This is a genomic window from Methylomonas methanica (genome assembly GCF_001644035.1).
Lineage (GTDB): Bacteria > Pseudomonadota > Gammaproteobacteria > Methylococcales > Methylomonadaceae > Methylomonas > Methylomonas methanica_A.
In genome coordinates, this window is record NZ_LUUG01000053.1 from 70,932 (window position 1) to 89,279 (window position 18,348).

The 18,348-nt window shown below is 52.0% G+C and carries 10 protein-coding genes; 7 read left to right on the forward strand and 3 right to left on the reverse strand.

Annotation, left to right across the window (positions count from 1 at the left end):
* Positions 1-289 precede the first annotated feature (289 nt).
* From A1332_RS06825 to A1332_RS06840, 4 genes are all read left to right on the forward strand, one after another.
* Positions 290-1,990 (forward strand): autotransporter assembly complex protein TamA, encoded by a 1,701-nt coding sequence (locus A1332_RS06825; protein WP_231890231.1) that lies wholly within the window; start codon positions 290-292, stop codon positions 1,988-1,990.
* Positions 1,987-5,964 (forward strand): translocation/assembly module TamB domain-containing protein, encoded by a 3,978-nt coding sequence (locus tag A1332_RS06830; RefSeq protein ID WP_064007801.1) that lies wholly within the window; start codon positions 1,987-1,989, stop codon positions 5,962-5,964. The genes A1332_RS06825 and A1332_RS06830 overlap by 4 nt, the downstream gene beginning before the upstream one ends.
* Positions 5,965-6,349: 385 nt before the next feature.
* Positions 6,350-7,888 carry an EAL domain-containing protein gene (locus A1332_RS06835; RefSeq protein WP_197491412.1) on the forward strand — a complete coding sequence of 513 codons (1,539 nt, stop codon included), beginning with the start codon at positions 6,350-6,352 and terminating at the stop codon, positions 7,886-7,888.
* Positions 7,881-8,321 (forward strand): BLUF domain-containing protein, encoded by a 441-nt coding sequence (locus A1332_RS06840; protein ID WP_064007803.1) that lies wholly within the window; start codon positions 7,881-7,883, stop codon positions 8,319-8,321. The genes A1332_RS06835 and A1332_RS06840 overlap by 8 nt, the downstream gene beginning before the upstream one ends.
* Positions 8,322-8,591: 270 nt before the next feature.
* Here the strand turns inward: A1332_RS06840 and A1332_RS06845 are convergent, their stop codons facing one another.
* Positions 8,592-10,025, reverse strand: a complete 1,434-nt coding sequence (locus A1332_RS06845; protein WP_064007804.1) for a B12-binding domain-containing radical SAM protein — start codon at positions 10,023-10,025, stop codon at positions 8,592-8,594.
* A gap of 584 nt (positions 10,026-10,609) precedes the next feature.
* Between A1332_RS06845 and A1332_RS06850 the strand changes: the two genes are divergently transcribed.
* On the forward strand, positions 10,610-11,914 hold the full coding sequence (locus tag A1332_RS06850; RefSeq protein ID WP_064007805.1) for an InlB B-repeat-containing protein: 1,305 nt from the start codon (positions 10,610-10,612) through the stop codon (positions 11,912-11,914).
* 527 nt (positions 11,915-12,441) lie between these two features.
* On the opposite strand, the gene ylqF is transcribed toward A1332_RS06850, so the two are convergent.
* Positions 12,442-13,359 (reverse strand): ribosome biogenesis GTPase YlqF, encoded by a 918-nt coding sequence (gene ylqF, locus A1332_RS06860; RefSeq protein WP_064007807.1) that lies wholly within the window; start codon positions 13,357-13,359, stop codon positions 12,442-12,444.
* A gap of 285 nt (positions 13,360-13,644) precedes the next feature.
* On the opposite strand from ylqF, the gene gap reads away from it, so the two are divergent.
* Both gap and pyk read left to right on the forward strand, forming a co-directional pair.
* Positions 13,645-14,658, forward strand: a complete 1,014-nt coding sequence (gene gap / locus A1332_RS06865) for a type I glyceraldehyde-3-phosphate dehydrogenase (RefSeq protein ID WP_020482577.1) — start codon at positions 13,645-13,647, stop codon at positions 14,656-14,658.
* 9 nt (positions 14,659-14,667) lie between these two features.
* Positions 14,668-16,101, forward strand: a complete 1,434-nt coding sequence (gene pyk / locus A1332_RS06870) for a pyruvate kinase (protein ID WP_064007808.1) — start codon at positions 14,668-14,670, stop codon at positions 16,099-16,101.
* 70 nt (positions 16,102-16,171) lie between these two features.
* Here pyk and uvrD read toward each other — a convergent pair whose 3' ends face one another.
* Positions 16,172-18,337, reverse strand: a complete 2,166-nt coding sequence (uvrD, locus tag A1332_RS06875; RefSeq protein WP_064007809.1) for a DNA helicase II — start codon at positions 18,335-18,337, stop codon at positions 16,172-16,174.
* Positions 18,338-18,348: the final 11 nt, after the last annotated feature.

Sequence of the window (18,348 nt, forward strand, 5' to 3'; positions counted from 1 at the left end):
CTATAAGAGTGGGTGCTGTGACTGGATTGGTAACAGACGCCCGGTAGACCCTGGTGAACGTCAGCGAGGTCGCCTAAGCTGATGCAGTAAGGTAAGCTGACGGCTTAAATTCATGGCGATCAAGGCACTATGGCGGCCAATTCAGCAAAAGTTTAGACCATAACAAACCTTGATGGGCTGATCCGGTCAAGCTCAACTAAGGCCGGATCTTTCTCGGCTACCGGTCCAATCGGCATAAAGCACACTAATGCAGTATTTAATGTTTTTGCTTAGGTTAACCTTGAGAACAATGCTGGCGCTGCCGTTCTTAGGCTTATGTGCCCCGGCGGGGTTTGCCACGGTTCTTATTACCGGGCTTGAAGGCAAAACCGCATCCAACACCCGGCTGATGCTGTCTTTGGAAAAAGAAAAATGTGACACGCCCGAGTGGAAAATACGCAGCCTTTACGCCAAAGCAGAGCAGGAAATTGACCAAGCACTGCGCGCGCTGGGTTATTACCATGCCAGCGTTAAAAAGTCGCTGGTCTTTAAAAACGACTGCTGGACTGCCGATTTTGATATTGCCGCAGGTCCGCAAGTGTTTGTCGACCAAGTCAGCGTCACCATTAATGGGTCAGCAAAAACCAACCTAGAGTTTCAAAAGTTACGGGACAACTTGTTAAAAATTGCCGGTAGTCCACTGGATCACAGCCAATACGAAAAGATGAAAACCCGTATTGAAGCATTAGCCATGGAAACCGGCTATTTGCGGGGCAGCTTTACCGAAAAAAAATTGTTGATAGACAAGCAGCGCAATAAAGCCCAAATCAAGTTGGTGTTTGATAGCGGGCCGCGCAAGGTGTTTGATGAAATCGTTGTGCATCAGGATGCCTTAAATCCTGCGTTCGTCGCCAAATATATCTCGATCAACAGCGGCGATTTTTATAACGGCACCCAGTTGGCCAAGACTCATGCCAATCTTTTAAAAAGCGGTTATTTCGCCACAGTTGATATTGTTCCCGATACCTTGAGCGCTGAGCAAGGTGTGCCCGTCACGATTAAACTGCAAGCCAAAAAACAGCATCATTACAGTTTTGGTGTTGGTTTTGATACCGATATCGGCCCGCTGCTAAGCGCGGCTTACACTAACCGCCGCCTGAATCAACAGGGACATTATTTAAGCTCGGAACTCAATCTATCGCCGGTATTGTCGACGGCTGACGTGACCTACAACGTCCCGTTGGCTAACCCACTCAACGATGCGTTCAGCTTGGGGGGTGGCTTCAAACGCGAAAAAACCGACACCTTCGACACGGTCTCGTCAATCTTGTCAGCCCGTTTAAAACAGACCTTAGCCAACAATTGGAAGCAGACGCTGTATACCGATCTTGACTACGAAGACTTTACCATCGGCCCAACTCGCACCAAGACACTGTTACTGGTACCGGGCGGCAACTGGCTTAAATCGGTCTCCAATAACCCTTTACGGCCCAGTAAAGGCTACCGGGCAAACATTGCGCTCAGCGGCAGCTATGAAAATCCTTTATCCGATGTCAGTTTTCTGCAAACCGACCTGTCTCTGGTCTGGATGCAGCCGTTTTTTTGGGATAGTAAATTCATACTGCACACAGAAATGGCTGCCACGCTGGTAGATCAGTTTGACAAATTACCGCCGTCTTACCGATTTTACGCCGGCGGCATTAACAGTATCCGGGGCTATGGCTACAAAGAACTGGGCCCGAAAGACCACTTGGGTAATGTCATAGGCGGCAAGTTTTTGAGCGTAGTAAGCATCGAATACGAAAAAACGGTTTTCGATGATTGGGGCATTGCGGCCTTTGTAGACAGCGGTAACGCCTTTAATCCGGATAGCATGTTATTTAAAACCGGCGCGGGCTTGGGAGTGCGCTGGTATTCGCCTTTGGGACCGGTTCGCGTCGACTTCGCGGTGCCGTTGAATGAATCCGACTCGTCGTTTCAAATCCATTTTGCCGCAGGCGCGCGCATATGAATAAACGCAGAGCGCTATTGATACTGCTGTTGCTTATCCCGGCTGGCATATTGGGTTTAATCAGTAATCAAGCCGCCAGCCAATGGCTATTGAAGCAGATTTTGTCGGTTTCCTCCGTTCAGGTTGCCGATGCAAACATTGAAGGCCGCTTGCTCGACCACTTTTCGTTAACGGATGTGCAGTACAAAAGCGCCACTGAAACTATCAGCATCGATAAGCTGGCGGTTAGCTGGCGACCCGAACAGTTACTTAGGGGAAGCTTACACCTGGTTGACATAACAATCGACGGTTTGCATGTAAGCCTTACCGATACCCCAACCACCCAAAAAACCGACACGTTGGAGCTAACTCTACCGCTGCAAATCACGATAGAAAACGCCTCACTAAATCGTGTGACCTATCAATCAGGCGCTTTTGTCCAAAGTCTTGAAAAACTACGGTTCGCCATCGACACAGACGGCGATCATCTCAAAATCGGCTCGCTGACCATAGACGACCCGGTCGTCAACGCCATCGCGCAAGGGCAAATAGCCTTAAACAAGGATTTTGATTTTAATGCTACAGTCGCCTGGCAACTCAATTCCGAACAAAATGGTGAATTGCGAGGCGCCACGGCACTTAGCGGTAATCTGAAGGCCTTGTCATTCAGTCATCAAGTGTCTTCGCCTTTTCAATTGAATTTACAAGGCAAGCTGGATGATTTGGAAAATGCGCCGCACATTGCGGCGCATGCCGACTGGCATAATCTGGTCTGGCCTATCAATGGCAGCACCGCGCAGATAAAAAGCAACCAAGGCAGCGTCGAGGTTAGCGGTCTGTTTAGCGATTATCACATCAGCTTGAATGGGCAGTTATCCCAGCAATATCTGTCGGACGCGACTCTTAGCTTTACTGGCAAGGGTAGCCAAACGGCCATGACTATCGAAAAACTGGCGTTGGCATCAACCACCGGATCGTTTTTACTCAGCGGTAATGTGGATTGGCATGACGACCCGAGTTTTGCCATAGCCGCCACCGCACACGACTTTAACCCTGCCATTTTGCTGCCTGAAATGTCCGGCAATCTCACGTTTAACAGCCAGATCAAAGGCAAGCTTGGCGACAGCTTGCAGTTGGACGTCGAACTTGCCAATTTGACGGGCCAATTGCGCGGTACCCCGGTTACGGCACATGGCAAACTGTTTGTAGATAACGATCAATTTCAGGTGGATAACCTGGAAGTCCGTTCTGGGGTGAATAGCCTCTCTGCCAACGGCAACATCGGTCAATCCCAATCCACACTTAAACTGCAAATCGATTCGCCCGCGCTACAGACCCTACACCCGGCGCTTGCGGGCAGCGTGAAAGGCGCAGCGGTCATACAAGGAACCCGGCAAAATCCAAACATAAACTTGCAGCTACAGGCTAAACGCCTGCGTTTTGCCGAGCACCGTGCCGAGCAGCTAGCGATCGACCTTGATTATGCTCCCGATGCTGCCAAAACCTCAAAACTACTGTTCTCGGCTAAGGCTGTGAAAACGGCCGACCTGCAAATAGACAGTGCGCAATTGGAGGGCAGGGGTTCGCTTGCCCAGCACTATTTCAAAATGGATGTAAATTCCCGTAACAGCAATATCTCAGCTGCCTTGACGGGCAGCTTTCTTGCCGGAAATTGGCAAGCGAATCTCGCAAAACTGGAATTATTCAGCCAAGAGAACGGGCTGTGGCAACTCAAACGCCCGCCCACCATTACCGTGACGAGTCTGCCGCAAGGCCTAGATACCGTATGGTCTGAAATCTGCCTGGCGCAAAACAATGCGGCGTTGTGTACGCAAGGACGTTATCAAGCTAGCGGCGACTTTAACGCTACACTGTTGGCATCGGCGCTACCTACTCAACTGCTAAAGCCGTTTTTGCCGGCCAACGTTGCGCTCACTGCTACGCTAAACGCTGACACAGAACTAAGTCAACAACAGGGCTTGCTGAACGGGCGCTTTCAGGTGGGTATTTCCCCGGCAAAATTGTCTTTAGACGACAAGACCCTGGCGCTGGGCGCATCGTCTGTATCGGGCGCTATCAAGGCGAATATGCTGACCACAACATTCGATTTGGCGCTAGCCCAGCAAGATTATCTCCGCGGCCAGTTGCAATGGCAGATGGGGAAAAGTCAGGCCATCAGCGGCCAACTAAGCGCATCGATGCGTGAACTGGCCGTGGTAGAAACCTTTGTGCCGCAGCTATCAGCCACCCAGGGCTTGCTGACGACAGATCTAAGTATCAAAGGCACAATCCAAAACCCCATCGTCATGGGGCAGCTAAACCTCAGCCAAGGTTCGGTAAACCTGCTTGAACAAGGCCTTGGACTGCGCAATATGACGCTGACTGCGGTGGCGTCCGGCGATCAGCGCAATAGTATTGAAATGACTGGAACATTACTACCCGAGCTTTTGAATACCACAAACCTCAGTCAATCCATAGAATTTAACGGCTTGATAAACATGCATGCGGATTTGCAGCAGCACAAAGGCGTAATGGCCGGACGCTATCGTATCGACAGTCCGCCGCTGTTGATTTCTTTGCAAAACCGCGAGGCGACCACCAAAATCCCCGTGGCGGCATCGTCACTAGCGGGTAGCATTGACGGTGACGCTATTTCAGCGGATATCGACCTAAAACTGGCTGGCCAAGATTATCTGCGCAGTCAATTAAACCTGGATAGCAAAAAACAAACGCTATTAGGCACGGTAACCGCATCAGTGGAGACCTTATCATTACTCAATCCATTGGTTCCCCAACTATCAAACATCAAGGGGTATCTAACTGCCGATCTGGCTGTGCAAGGTACGCTGACAAATCCGCTCGCCAAAGGTGAAATACAGTTTATCGGCGATTCTATTGAGGTGAATGATCTGGGTATCACCCTGCGTGAGATCAAACTCAAGGCGCTGGCTTTAGCCGATATTGACCAGCGTATGCAAATTAGCGGCTCGGCAAAATCAGGTGACGGCGGGATTAATATCGATGGCTTTGCCAGTTTAGTGGCTGAGACTGGTTGGCCGCTTGAGTTAACTCTGCTGGGCGAAAATTTTGAAGTTGCCAAAATGCCCGATACACAAATATCGCTCTCGCCGAACCTGAAACTGGCGTATGCCCATAAACAAGGCATGGTTACCGGTAGCTTAAAAGTTCCCAAGGCGATAATTGCACTTCAGGAGTTTTCCGAGAATGCGGTAAAAGTCAGTGCAGATGAAGTCATTATCGGTGAGGAGCATCAAGCGGCACACATGCCGGTTGCGCTTGGGATTGATTTGAACATAGAGCTTGAATTGGGCAAACAGGTCAGCTTTTCCGGGCGCGGCCTTAACACCGATCTGGCTGGTAAGCTGCACCTGACCAAAGCCGGCGAGAAAACCAGCGTATTCGGTAAAATCGACATGTTAAAAGCCCGTTACAAAAGCTATGGACAAGACTTGACCGTGCGCCAAGGGCACTTGGTATTCAACGGCCCGCTGGATGATCCGTGGATGGATGTTGAAGCTATCCGCGTGTCAAAAAATAGAAAAGTCACCGCAATACTGGGCTTGAGCGGCTCATTACAGAAACCGCAAACACGGATATATTCAGACCCGGCACTGCCTGAATCGGAAGCATTGGCCTATCTGGTTACCGGGCGCTCATTGAGCCAGGTCAGCAAAGCGGAAGGCAATATGCTGGCCAGCGCTGCAATGTCGTATGCGGGCGGTCATGCTGCCTGGATTACCGACAAGTTGGGAATAGATGAGTTTGACGTGCAGGAAGGCGAAACCCTACAGGACACGCTCGTCACTATGGGCGAATATCTAACCCCGGATTTTTATTTGGGTACCAAAGTAGGTTTGTTCAACAAGCAGGCCGTCATGGTTTTGAAACATAACATTACCGATGCGATAAACCTTGAAACCCAAGCCGGCACTTCACAGAGAATAAAACTGAATTACGAGATTGATAAAGATTAAGCAGGCACTACATTCATTTAGACGCTTCGCCGTTCCTCGGATTAGAGCACCCTGCCATGTTGGGTTAAGGTTGGCATCAAAGTTATACATGATTAGCAAGAAGCGTCAGCTAAGCGTCATACCTGCGCAGAAGCTGATATCCAGTGTCATGGCTGGTGTAAGCGTACCCTGTTTACCAAGCAGACCAGTAGTAAGGCAATATCATTGTTAAAATGAACTTAAACGTGTTAGAAGTGTAAGCCTTTGTAGACAAGAGCTTGAGACTAAATTTATGCCCAATGAATCGGTTTCATCGCTAGTTAACAGTATAAAATCATCCTCAATCGGTATTGTTGCGCTCGATGCAGATGGCCGTATCGCCTTTAGCAACCCTGCGTTCTGTGAAATGATAGCCTTTGCGGATCCCGAATCCGCAGGCGGACGCTCTCTGTTGGATCATCTCGGTTCACGATTCAATTGCTCCGTTACAGACCTGCAACAAGCGCTAAAGTTGCAGGTCCCAGCCAGTTTGGAATTGCGCCTCGAACGCGACTCACAGCCGTTAAAACTGCAAATTGCCGCAGCTGGTAGCGGACTGCGGATCGTAGTTGCCGAGCGACAATCCGCATCGACGCCCCAATACGCTTTGGAGCATGACCCGCTAACCGGACTCGGCAACCGCTTGCTGTTGGACCAGGTTATTACGGGCTGGAAACCGAGCGCGCCGGATGCATTATCGCTGGCAGTAATCATGATTGACCTGGATCGCTTCAAGCAGGTCAACGACACCCTAGGTCATGGCGCTGGCGATACCTTGTTGAAATTGGTTGCCAAACGCATCAAATCGGCCACCCGACTCAGTGATACAGTGGTTCGAATGGGGGGAGACGAGTTCGTGGTCCTGCATACTATAGGCTTGCAACCGATAGGCGCGGAATCGGTAGCCGCGCGCATTGTTGAATTGATGAGTCGTCCGTTTCTGATCGATGGTCAGCAAGTCAACATAGGCGCAAGCGTAGGCATAGCGGCGATCAACCATGGTACGGATAGCATTGCCGATCTACTCAAGCACGCCGACCTTGCGCTCTATGAAGCCAAGGCGGCCGGACGCGGCAACGTCAAATTTTTTGAACCCTTACTCGCCCAACGGGCGATGGAAAGGCGCAATCTGGAAGTAGACCTGCGCCGCGCCTTAGGCCTGAAAGAATTTACTTTGATGTATCAGCCGCAAGTCAATATGTCTACCGGTGCGCTACAGGGTTTCGAAGCGTTAATACGTTGGCATAACAAGACCCGAGGCCTGGTCTCCCCGGTCGATTTCATTCCACTGGCCGAAGAATTGGGCGAAATACACGCCATCGGCGAGTGGACTTTGCGCGCGGCTTGCAAAGAAGCCATGAGTTGGGACGGTGATTTCACCGTGGCGGTCAATGTCTCGCCCATTCAGTTTGAGAACCAGCGCATCGTTGAAATCGTTCGCGATACATTGTCCAGCACGGGCCTGGCACCGGAACGTCTTGAACTGGAGATTACCGAAGGCGTGATGATGAAGGACTATGACACAGCGCAGAAACATCTTTGGGCCATAAAAGACATGGGCGTAGGCATTGCCATGGATGACTTCGGCACTGGCTATTCATCGCTTAGCTATCTGAACAGCTTTCCGTTTTCCAAAATTAAAATCGATCAATCCTTCGTGCGCGGCGAAAATTCACCGAAATCGCGGGCGCTGGTTCAGGCCATCATTAGCTTGGGCGCCAGCCTTAAAATGACCACGATTGCCGAAGGCGTTGAAACCAAAGAACAGTTTGACGAACTGGCGGCGGGAGGTTGCATGTCGGCGCAGGGCTATCTGATCAGCCGTCCCATCGCCGCCAATACCATAGCCGACTTTATTACCGAGCTAAAAAACCCAGCGCAATCACGAGGGAATCAACATGACTGAACCACTCTACAGACTGGTTTATATCAGTCGTAATGAAATTACCGGTGACGACGCTAGCGTTCGTCGCGAAATTGAACAGATTCTGGAAAAAGCCCGAGAAAAGAACCCCAGTGCCAACCTCACCGGCGCATTGATGTTCAATGCCGGTTGCTTCGCACAGGTTTTAGAAGGCCCGCATGACAATATTCAAGACACCTTCGAGCGCATCCAGTGTGACCCAAGACACTCTCGAGTGTCCGTCATTGCCTTTGAACCGACCGCAAGCCGCCAATTTTCAAACTGGTCGATGGCCTATCGAAGCGCTAATTCGGAAGCATCAGCCAAATTTTCCGACATTATGCAGGTATCAGGATTCGACCCTGCCCAGTTAAAGGGCGATCATATCCTCGACTTGCTGAATCAACACTTGCTTGAATCAGAGCAATCTTCCTAAGAACGCTGCGATTAAGCCCTACTGCGTGCTCAGTACCCACAGGGCGTAGAGGCGACGGTATGCTATTGATTCCGCTCGTGGTCGACCTGCAAGGATGCAGGAGTTAGAGCAACGCGGTAGCGGTTGCACAGCGCGTGGCGAACCACTTGCGCCATTGGGGGTATGCGAGGAATCGATTTGTCCAGAATTTTCTCAAGATTTTAAAAAGTTAACTGACACAGAGGCCGCGCTGATACAGGAATACCGGGGCCATGCAGCGTGGTTGCAGATTTATTCAGAAGCCGCCGCGAGCGCAGCCCCAGTTGTTCCCAATACTAACTCTCGCCATTCGGCTTTTTGTGGCATCAACGGCGGCATAGCCGCAAACTCAGGTTCCGGCGTCGGTTTTGCGACCAACTGGTCAAACTCGCGGGTGACGACACCTCCCTTGCGAAAGAAAGCATTATAAATAGCCCAATTCGCCCGATTGCGCGAGCCGTCCCAGGGAAAGCGGCTCAACATCGATGGCAGCGTATAAAATCCGTCATAGGTGTCTAAATAGCCGCGATAAAGCTGCTCTGCCGATAAGCCTGCCGGTTTGAACACGATATGGGACTGATCGTATTTATTCCAATCGAAAGAAACAATTTGCTTGCGCCGCATCATCTCAAACCAGTTGATGGTGCCCGGATAGGGTGTTAATAACGAATAACCGCACATATCGAATTCGGCGTCGATGTTGAACTTTAAGGTTTCCTCGAACACCGACCGTTCGTCGCCTTCAAAGCCGAAGATAAACAAACCCAGCGCCATGATGCCGTAACGGTGCAGTTTCTCAACAAGTTCAAGATAAGAGTCGGGATTGTTCTGGCACTTATGCACGTTACGTAGAGTTTGTTTGGAGATGGACTCGAAGCCGATGGACAGCATAAAGCAGCCGCTTTCCGCCGCCAATTCCAGCAAGCGTTCGTCATGGGCATCGCGACTATTGACCGCCGCCTGCCATTTTAGCCCGCGCCCTTTAAAGGCTTTCATCACTTCCATGGCCCGTTTCGGCGTACCGAAAAAATCGGCGTCGTTAAGTAAAATCACCCGTTCATCCATGCGCTCAATCTCGGCGATAAGATCGGTGACGGGGCGATAGCGAAAACGCAAGCCATACATCGTCGGTTCAGCGCAAAAGGTGCAACCGTGGTGGCAGCCTCGGGAAGTCTGCACAAACCCTTTATTGATGTAGCGGTTGCTCTTCAGCAATCCTTGCCGTGGCATTGGCATATTAGACATCGAATGCAGGTTTTCGGCCTTATAGATGCCGTTCATTTGGTTATGGCGCAAATCGTCTAGGACTTTATCGATCACCAACTCGGCTTCCCCAACCACCACGGCGTCAGCGTGTTTTAGTGCTTCCTGGGGTAAATAGCTGACATGCACGCCGCCCATGATCACGGGTATGCCGCGCGCCCGGAAGCTGTCGGCAATCTCGTAACCACGATTCACATAGGAGGTCATGGCTGAGATGCCGACCAGATCGACCTGCAAGTCAAAATCGATGGGTTCGATATTCTCGTCGGTCAGAATGATTTCGTAGTCATCTTCCGGAATCAGTGCTGCCACGGCTAATAATCCTGCAACCGGCGAATACAGGGCTTTACCGAAGAATAAGGGGCGAGTGGCAAAAGTATCGGCCTTCGGATTGATTAAATGGATACGTCGGGTTCTAGCCACGGAGATACCTCTTGGTTTATGGAATATCCAAACACCCGATAGCGTTTCACTATCGCTTGATTTTTATTCTCGAGGCAAAGCCTAATCCCGGTATTAGTCGTCGTCTGTACGCTACAGTACATAGAATTGCGGTTGGCCTGACAATCTTAAAGCATGGCGAAATCCTTTGATAAACGGGCCTAAATCAGAGCCAATCGATCTAAAACGTTTCATTCCGATAACCAAACCAACAATTGCTAAAACGAATAGCAGATGCGAAATGCTAAAACCCGTTTTTGTCACCCTAAAGTCTGTGATTTTCCGAGAATGAGCCCCCCATTGCGTCCGAGAAAAGGCTATTCGGCAGAAAAAAGCTCATGAGCTTAGCGAGATTGTCGTCGTGGGTCGGCAGACTTGGGGTAGAGAAAACATCCATCAACTGGCGCTTGGATAGGTTTTCTATGAATTTCGACTATCGCCTCTTCCTATCCTAAGCGGGTTATCGGGAAACATTTGTAATAGCCCCGATTGAACCTTTGCCCTTCGTCAGGCGATATACGGGTGTATTCATAATAATTAAGTTAACTGAGTGGAGAGGAGCAAACATGTCTCGTAGATCTAGAATATCCGTCGTGGCCACGCTTACGGCAGGCATTATCGCCCCCCTGGCCTTGACCACTGCTTCGGCGCTGGCGGCGATTGCGCCTAACGGCCAGATCGCCTACGTCGCGCGGGGGGCGAGCACGATTCCGTTCGGACCGACCGAGCAGCAGGACATCTGGGTAATGAACCCGGACGGCACGGGTGCCGTAAACCTCACGGACACGACTGACATCGACGAGTTTAGCCCGGTGTGGTCGCCCGACGGTTCCCGAATCGCCTTCATCTCGGATTCATTCACCCGCACCTTATCGGTAATGAACGCCGATGGCTCGGGGAAGACGGCGATTGTCAGCGGTGCACTCGATCCGTCGTGGGGACCTGACGGCTCGCAAATCGCCGTGATGAAGGAGCGGGAGGGTCTTGCCGCAGCAGTCGTCATCGTCGATCTCGACACCCTCGCTGAGACGGTCGTGACCGAGCATGCGGCGATGGAGCCGGTATGGTCTCCGGACGGATCGAAGATCGCGTTCGTCGACGTGCGCCCCGAGACCTATCCGGATCCGAGTACCGGTGAACCGGTCCAGGGATCCCAGCATGAGATTGTGGTTGCCAACGTCGATGGCAGCGGCGAAGTAGTGGTGTCGGCGGGTGAGCCTGGAAGCGATCGAGCCTTGTACCTTGAGGAGGATCGAGCTCCGGCCTGGTCACCGGATGGTAGCAAAATCGTGTTCATGAGCCAGGCCCAGGTCCCAGCGTGTTGCGGACCTTGGCAGCTCTGGGCCGTGAACCCTGACGGCAGCGCGGCCACGAATCTCACCGCCGACGACACCGTCAATGACCTGTTCCCCGCATGGTCGCCCGACGGCACGCAGATTCTATTTCAGCGGGCAGCGGGTGCTGGATACGACCTGTTCGCCATGCCTGCTCCTGCCACGCTCCCGATTACTCCGATCACAATCGCACGGCAAGCGGTAACGCCGTTGGCGATTACCGGAGCAGCGGTTTCTCTGACAACATCAGGCAATGCATTCGACGCCAACTGGGGGGCCGAATCGACGGTTGCGCCTGCGCCGAAGCTTTCGGTGATGGTGAGCGGGCGCGGTCATGTGACTAGCCGGCCCGCCGGGATCAACTGTGGCTCTGATTGCGAAGAAACATTTGATAACGGCACTCGGGTCACTCTCCGTGCCACCGCCAACTGGTGGGCGAAATTCGTCGGCTGGGGCGGCGCCTGTACCGGTCGTCGTGCAATCTGCACGATCACGATGGACGATGCCAAAACCGTCACGGCCACCTTCAGACGATAGGGAACTCAATGGTCTCTTTCGCCCATTTCGGGCGGAGGATGGCCGGCGGGTTTGGCGCGGGCAAGCAGTGTGCAGGAAAAATGGGGGGACGGCTTTAGGCGACATCTCGGGGTCGTCAATGCACATAAAGAGCCTGTCTTATGACCCTCGCACATTTTCCTTAAAGAAGAGTGCTGCCGACTCGAAGCGACGAAGCAACAAACGGGTGAAAAGCCTCGCAAGAATGAGCGGAGTTAGCAAAGCACTTTCAGGTGTAATTCGAACTCCAGCGCGGTGTTATCCCGTTTCGGATCATTACCGAATAGTGTGTGGATATCTGGCAGGGTCACAATATGTCCCATAAAAAATTCCTGATTGGCAAGAATATTCAGCTGAGCGTCATACCCGCACGGAAGCGGGTATCCAGTGCCATGGATGGTAAGCTTCGAATCATCCATAAAATTTTATAGGTACTTTGACCGACGGGTTATGGCCGGCAGTGCTTAAAGTACCTAATAGTCAACTGAATCGCCCGGCCAAGTCCAGCCTTAATCCTGCCTGTTCCCGCGCCGCTTTGCAGCTTTCTTGGCCTCTTTTTCTGCCCGTATAGCCGTCAATTCCACCATCTCCGCTTCTATCATCTCCGGCGTTTCCAAAGTGATCTGGCCCAGCGTACCGGCGCGCAGTTCGTTTAGCAAAAGTTTCGCGGCCTTGTCCAGTTCGACCACACCGCCGCTACGCAAGCAGCCGCGTTTGCTGCCAATGGCTTGCAGTAATGTCATTGCCTCGCCGGGTAGTTCAGTCAGTCGGTAGCGGGCTTTCAGATTCTCGGCATAGGCTTTGCTCAGGTATTCCAACGCATACAGTGCGATGTCGTCGTGTTGAAACGCGGTGTCTTTGATCGCGCCGGTCACTGCCAGCCGATAACCGCTGTGGCGGTTTTCCACATTGGGCCAGAGCACGCCGGGGGTGTCGGATAATACGATGTTATTGCCCAAGTTGATGCGTTGCTGTTGTTTGGTGACGGCCGGTTCGTTGCCGGTTTTGGCAATGGTTCGGCCGGCCAGCACATTAATAATGGTGGATTTGCCGACGTTGGGGATGCCCATGATCATGGTACGGATCACTTTGTTGGCAGCGGTTTTCTCGGGCAGCATCTTCGCGCACAAGTCGATAATCTGTTTGATCTTCTCCGGCTGTTGGGTGGTGACAGCCAGGGTTTTGACTGCCTGTTCCCGTTCCAGATAGGATTGCCAGGCTTTAGTCAATTCCGGATCAGCCAGATCGGTTTTGCTGAGCACGCGGATAGTGGGTTTATCGCCGCGCAGGCCGGCCAGCATCGGGTTTTGGCTGCTGTAAGGAATGCGGGCGTCGAGAATTTCGATCAGCAAATCGATGTCGGGCAAGGCGTACTTGATCTCCTTGCTGGCCTTGTGCATGTGGCCGGGATACCATTGAATTTGCATGTGTTGTGCTGCTGTTAGTGGAAAATAAATAGGATTGTACCTTTTATTAACCCGATGCTATTTATTACTGGTGTTCCGTTCGGGTTGCCGAAGCCGGATGTTCAGAGCCCTTCAACAGGCATACGACCTACGCGAGCTTAAAGACGATGAGAGTGGATTTCTGCCAGCCGCAACGCGCCGCAGCGGTAGACGTAGAGCGCTGGTTATTGCTACAATCCAGTCTATTTTTGGTGCTTTTGGCACATCTCGACGCAAGTCTTTCACACTCATCCCGGAGAAAACTCTATGGCAATTAAAGTTGCAATTAACGGTTATGGTCGTATCGGTCGCAATGTCATGCGCGCTTTGTACGAATCAGGTCGCACCAACGAGATCCAAGTTGTCGCTATTAACGACTTGGGCGATTCCAAAACCAACGCACACTTGACCAAATACGATACCGTACATGGTAAATTTCCATTCGATGTGTCTGTCGACGGTGATTACATCGTGATCAATGGCGACAAAATTCGCGTATTTGCTGAAAGAGATCCCGCTAAACTGCCTTGGGCTGAGTTGGGCATTGATGTTGTGCACGAGTGCACCGGTTTCTTCACCAGCAAAGCCAAAGCGTCTGCGCATATTACTGCCGGCGCGAAAAAAGTCATTATCTCCGCGCCTGGCGGCAATGATGTCGATGCCACCATCGTTTATGGTGTTAACCACCAAACCTTGAAAGCATCCGACACCGTTATCTCGAACGCGTCTTGCACCACCAACTGCTTGGCGCCATTAGTCAAGCCTTTGATGGATACCATCGGTGTCGATCACGGTTTGATGACTACCATCCACTCGTACACTAACGACCAAGTCTTGACCGACGTGTATCACAGCGACTTGCACCGCGCGCGTTCCGCTACTCAATCCATGATCCCCACCAAAACCGGTGCGGCTGCGGCAGTAGGTTTGGTGTTGCCGGAAATGAAAGGCAAGCTGGACGGTTTCGCGATGCGTGTACCCACCATCAATGTCTCTGTTGTGGATTTGTGCTTCCAAGCGTCACGCAACACCACTAAAGAAGAAATCGACGGCATTTTACGCGAAGCGGCTGCTGGTCCATTGAAAGGCATTTTGGCGATCAACGATGAGCCATTGGTGTCTATGGACTTCAACCACAATCCACATTCTTCCATCTACGAAGCCGGTCTGACTAAAGTTACCGGCGGCAACTTCGTGAAAGTCCTGTCCTGGTACGACAATGAATGGGGATTCTCAAACCGTATGCTCGACACCACGGTTGCTTTGTTCAACGCCAAATAAAGGGTTTACATGCTGTTACGAAGAACGAAAATCCTGGCTACGCTGGGACCTGCTACGGACAAGCCCGGCGTACTCGAAGAGTTGTTCGAGGCTGGAATCGACGTTGTAAGGCTTAATTTCTCGCACGGTTCGGCGCAGGATCATATTGATCGCGCCAACCGGGTCAGAGCTATCAGTAAACAAACCGGTCGCCGCGTTGGGATTCTGGCTGACTTGCAAGGCCCGAAAATCCGGATCGAGCGTTTCAAAGAGAATAAGGTCTGGCTGGAAGAGGGTCAGGATTTTGCTTTGGATATTAATCTGGGCAAACTTGACGGCGACAATACTCAAGTCGGTATCAGCTACGAGCCTTTGGCGCGTGAAGTAAAACCCGGTACCCGTTTGTTGCTGGACGATGGCCGGGTAGTACTGGATGTGGTCGACGTGATCGACAATACTCGCGTCAACACGAAAGTGGTGGTGGGTGGCGATTTGTCCAACAACAAAGGTATCAACTTGTTGGGAGGCGGCTTATCCGCGGCGGCCTTGACCGATAAGGACAAGGAAGACATCAAAACCATCGCGGTGATTCAAGCCGATTACGTGGCGATTTCCTTTCCGCGCACGGCAGCTGATATGAACGAAGCCCGTGAGCTGTTGCAAGCAGCCGGTTCTTACGCCGGTTTGGTTGCCAAGGTAGAGCGCGCCGAAGCGATGGATGTTATCGACGAAATCATCCTGGCATCCGATGCCATCATGGTGGCGCGTGGCGACTTGGGTGTGGAAATTGGCGATGCCAATCTGCCGGCGGCGCAAAAACTGCTGATCCAACGTGCGCGCGAGTTGAACCGGGCAGTGATTACTGCAACGCAGATGATGGAATCGATGATCGAGAATCCTATCCCGACCCGTGCGGAAGTATTCGACGTTGCCAACGCTATTGTTGACGGTACCGATGCCATCATGTTGTCCGCGGAAACCGCCTCCGGCAAGCATCCGGTGAAAACCGTGCAAGCCATGGTGCGTATCTGTCTCGAGACCGAAAAGCAGCCGAGTGTGACCAAATCCATGCATAGGATGACCGACAAGTTCGAGCGTATCGACGAAGCGATTGCAATGTCCGCGATGTACATGGCCAACCATACCAAAATCGCCGGTATCGCCTCCTTGACTGAGTCGGGTTCGACACCGCTGTGGATGTCCAGAATCAGCTCCGATATTCCTATATTCGCATTCAGCAGTTGCGAGCGTACTTTGGGTCAAGTGACCCTGTACAAAGGGGTATTCCCAATTCCGTTTGCCAAGGAAAAGATGGAATCGGCCAGCGTGACTCAAAGCCTGATTAAGGCCTTGAAAGCGCGTGGTGTTGTGAAACCGGGCGATGCGCTGATTCGCACCAAAGGCGACTTGACCGGCGCCAGCGGCGGCACTAACTCCCTGAAAGTCATCACTGTCACCGACTAATTTTTAGTCGGCTTGCCTTGTTTCGCGGCGTTCGGTTTATCCGAACGCCGCGTTTTCAACACGCTTTAAACTACGCCGCATCCAGCTTGGCGTAAGCCAGCATCAGCCATTTGATCCCCGCATTGCGGAAATTGATCTGTACCCGCTCTTGTTCGCCTTCGCCTTCCATTTGCAGTACCACGCCTTCGCCAAATTTTTCGTGCCTGACAGGCTGGCCCAGTTTGTAAGTACCCTTGCTGCCCAGACTTTTGGTTTGCGGTGCGCTATTGGCCGCCGGCCTGCTGACATTGGCGCGTAACCTGATTTCCTGAATCGACTCCTGCGGCAGTTCGCGCAAAAACCGCGAGGCGCGCGGATAACTGTCTTTGCCGTAAAGCCGTCTTGACTCCGCGTGGGTCAAGTACAGCTGTTGCATGGCGCGGGTGATGCCGACATAGCAAAGTCGGCGTTCTTCCTGTAAGCGGCCGGCGTCGTCCAAGGCTTGTTGAGAGGGGAATAGGCCTTCTTCCAATCCCACCAGAAACACTAGCTTGAATTCCAGACCTTTGGCGGAATGCAGCGTCATCAACTGTACGCAATCTTCATCGACTTCGCCTTGCATTTCGCCGGCTTCCAGCGCCGCGTGCGCTAAAAACATGTCAAGTTCGCCCATGTTTTCGGCATTTTCGCTGTCGTAATCGAACAAGCGGGCAGCGTTGACCAGCTCTTCCAGGTTTTCCACTCGCGCTTCGCCTTTGTCTTGCTTTTCTTTTTTATATAGTTCGATCAGGCCGCTGGTCTCGACGACTTGTTTAACCGTTTCATGTAAGCTTAGCTCTTTAGTGGTTTCGCCTAGCGCAACAATCAGGTTTAAAAAGCCGCGCAAAGCGTTGGCGGCGCGCGCTGATAATTGATTGCTTTCCAGCATCGCCAAGGCTGCTTGCCATAGCGACAGCTGCTGTTCGCGCGCTAGAATGCGCATGTCGTCCAGGGTTTTGGCGCCGATGCCCCGGGTTGGTGTATTCACTACCCGTTCGAAGGACGGATCGTCGTGGGGATTAGTCGACAAGCGTAGATAGGCGAGGGCGTTTTTGATTTCCATGCGCTCAAAAAATCGCAAGCCGCCGTAAACCCGATAAGGCGTGGCGGTGGTCATCAAACGTTCCTCGAATTGCCGCGATTGGGCGTTGGAGCGATACAGAATCGCCGTGTCGCTGCGCAAACCGCCGTCCTTAACCCATTGCCGAATTTTCTCGACCACGAAATAGGCTTCGTCTTGCTCGTTAAATGCCGAATACAGCGAAATAGCCTGGCCTTCGCCGGCATCGGTCCATAATTCCTTGCCCATCCGGTTATCGTTATTGGCGATCAAGGTGTTGGCGGCCTTTAAAATATGGCCGCTGGAACGATAATTTTGCTCCAGGCGAACGATACCGTGCTCGGGATAGTGTTTTTGGAAATTGAAGATGTTTTCGATTTTGGCGCCGCGCCAGCCGTAGATGGATTGATCGTCGTCGCCGACTACGAACAGGTTGTTGTTGCCTTCGGTGAGCAAGCGCAGCCAGGCATATTGAATGGTGTTGGTATCCTGAAATTCATCAACATGCACTTGCTGAAAGCGTTGCTTGTAAAACGCCAGCAAATCTTCGTTATCGCGCAGCAGTTCGTGGGCTCGCAGTAGCAATTCGGCAAAATCCACCAGGCCGGAACGTTGGCACACGTCTTCATATGCCAGATAAACGTCCTTCATCTGCCGGTTGTAAAAGTCCCCGCTATCCTGCATATGCTTGGCACGGATGCCTTCGTCTTTTTGCGCATTGATAAACCACTGCGCTTGTTTGGGTGGCCATTTGCTGTCATCCAAATTCAGGTTTTTCATCAGCCGTTTGATGATGCGCAATTGGTCGTCGCTATCCATCACCTGGAAGGTTTCCGGCAGTTTGGCTTGCTTGGCGTGTTGCCGCAGTAAACGGTGGGCCAGGCCGTGAAAAGTGCCTATCCACATGGCGCGGGCCGGGGTTTCGAGTAAATCTTCAATGCGGTGCCGCATTTCATTAGCGGCTTTATTGGTAAAGGTCACCGCCAGAATGTTGTAAGGCGAAATCTGGTTGACCTGGATGTGCCAGGCGATACGATGGACCAACACCCTGGTTTTGCCGCTGCCGGCACCGGCCAACACCAACATGGCTTGCATGGGGGCAGAAACGGCCAGACGTTGGTCGTCGTTTAGAGAGGTGATGATAGAAGAGGCGTCCATTTTTTATAACT

Excerpts from the sequence above, each read along its gene's own strand:
- gap (WP_020482577.1), top strand. The coding sequence starts at position 13,645 with ATGGCAATTAAAGTTGCAATTAACGGTTATGGTCGTATCGGTCGCAAT.
- A1332_RS06830 (WP_064007801.1), top strand. The coding sequence starts at position 1,987 with ATGAATAAACGCAGAGCGCTATTGATACTGCTGTTGCTTATCCCGGCT.
- ylqF (WP_064007807.1), bottom strand. The coding sequence starts at position 13,359 with ATGCAAATTCAATGGTATCCCGGCCACATGCACAAGGCCAGCAAGGAG.
- A1332_RS06840 (WP_064007803.1), top strand. The coding sequence starts at position 7,881 with ATGACTGAACCACTCTACAGACTGGTTTATATCAGTCGTAATGAAATT.
- pyk (WP_064007808.1), top strand. The coding sequence starts at position 14,668 with ATGCTGTTACGAAGAACGAAAATCCTGGCTACGCTGGGACCTGCTACG.
- A1332_RS06825 (WP_231890231.1), top strand. The coding sequence starts at position 290 with ATGCTGGCGCTGCCGTTCTTAGGCTTATGTGCCCCGGCGGGGTTTGCC.
- uvrD (WP_064007809.1), bottom strand. The coding sequence starts at position 18,337 with ATGGACGCCTCTTCTATCATCACCTCTCTAAACGACGACCAACGTCTG.
- A1332_RS06850 (WP_064007805.1), top strand. The coding sequence starts at position 10,610 with ATGTCTCGTAGATCTAGAATATCCGTCGTGGCCACGCTTACGGCAGGC.
- A1332_RS06835 (WP_197491412.1), top strand. The coding sequence starts at position 6,350 with ATGATAGCCTTTGCGGATCCCGAATCCGCAGGCGGACGCTCTCTGTTG.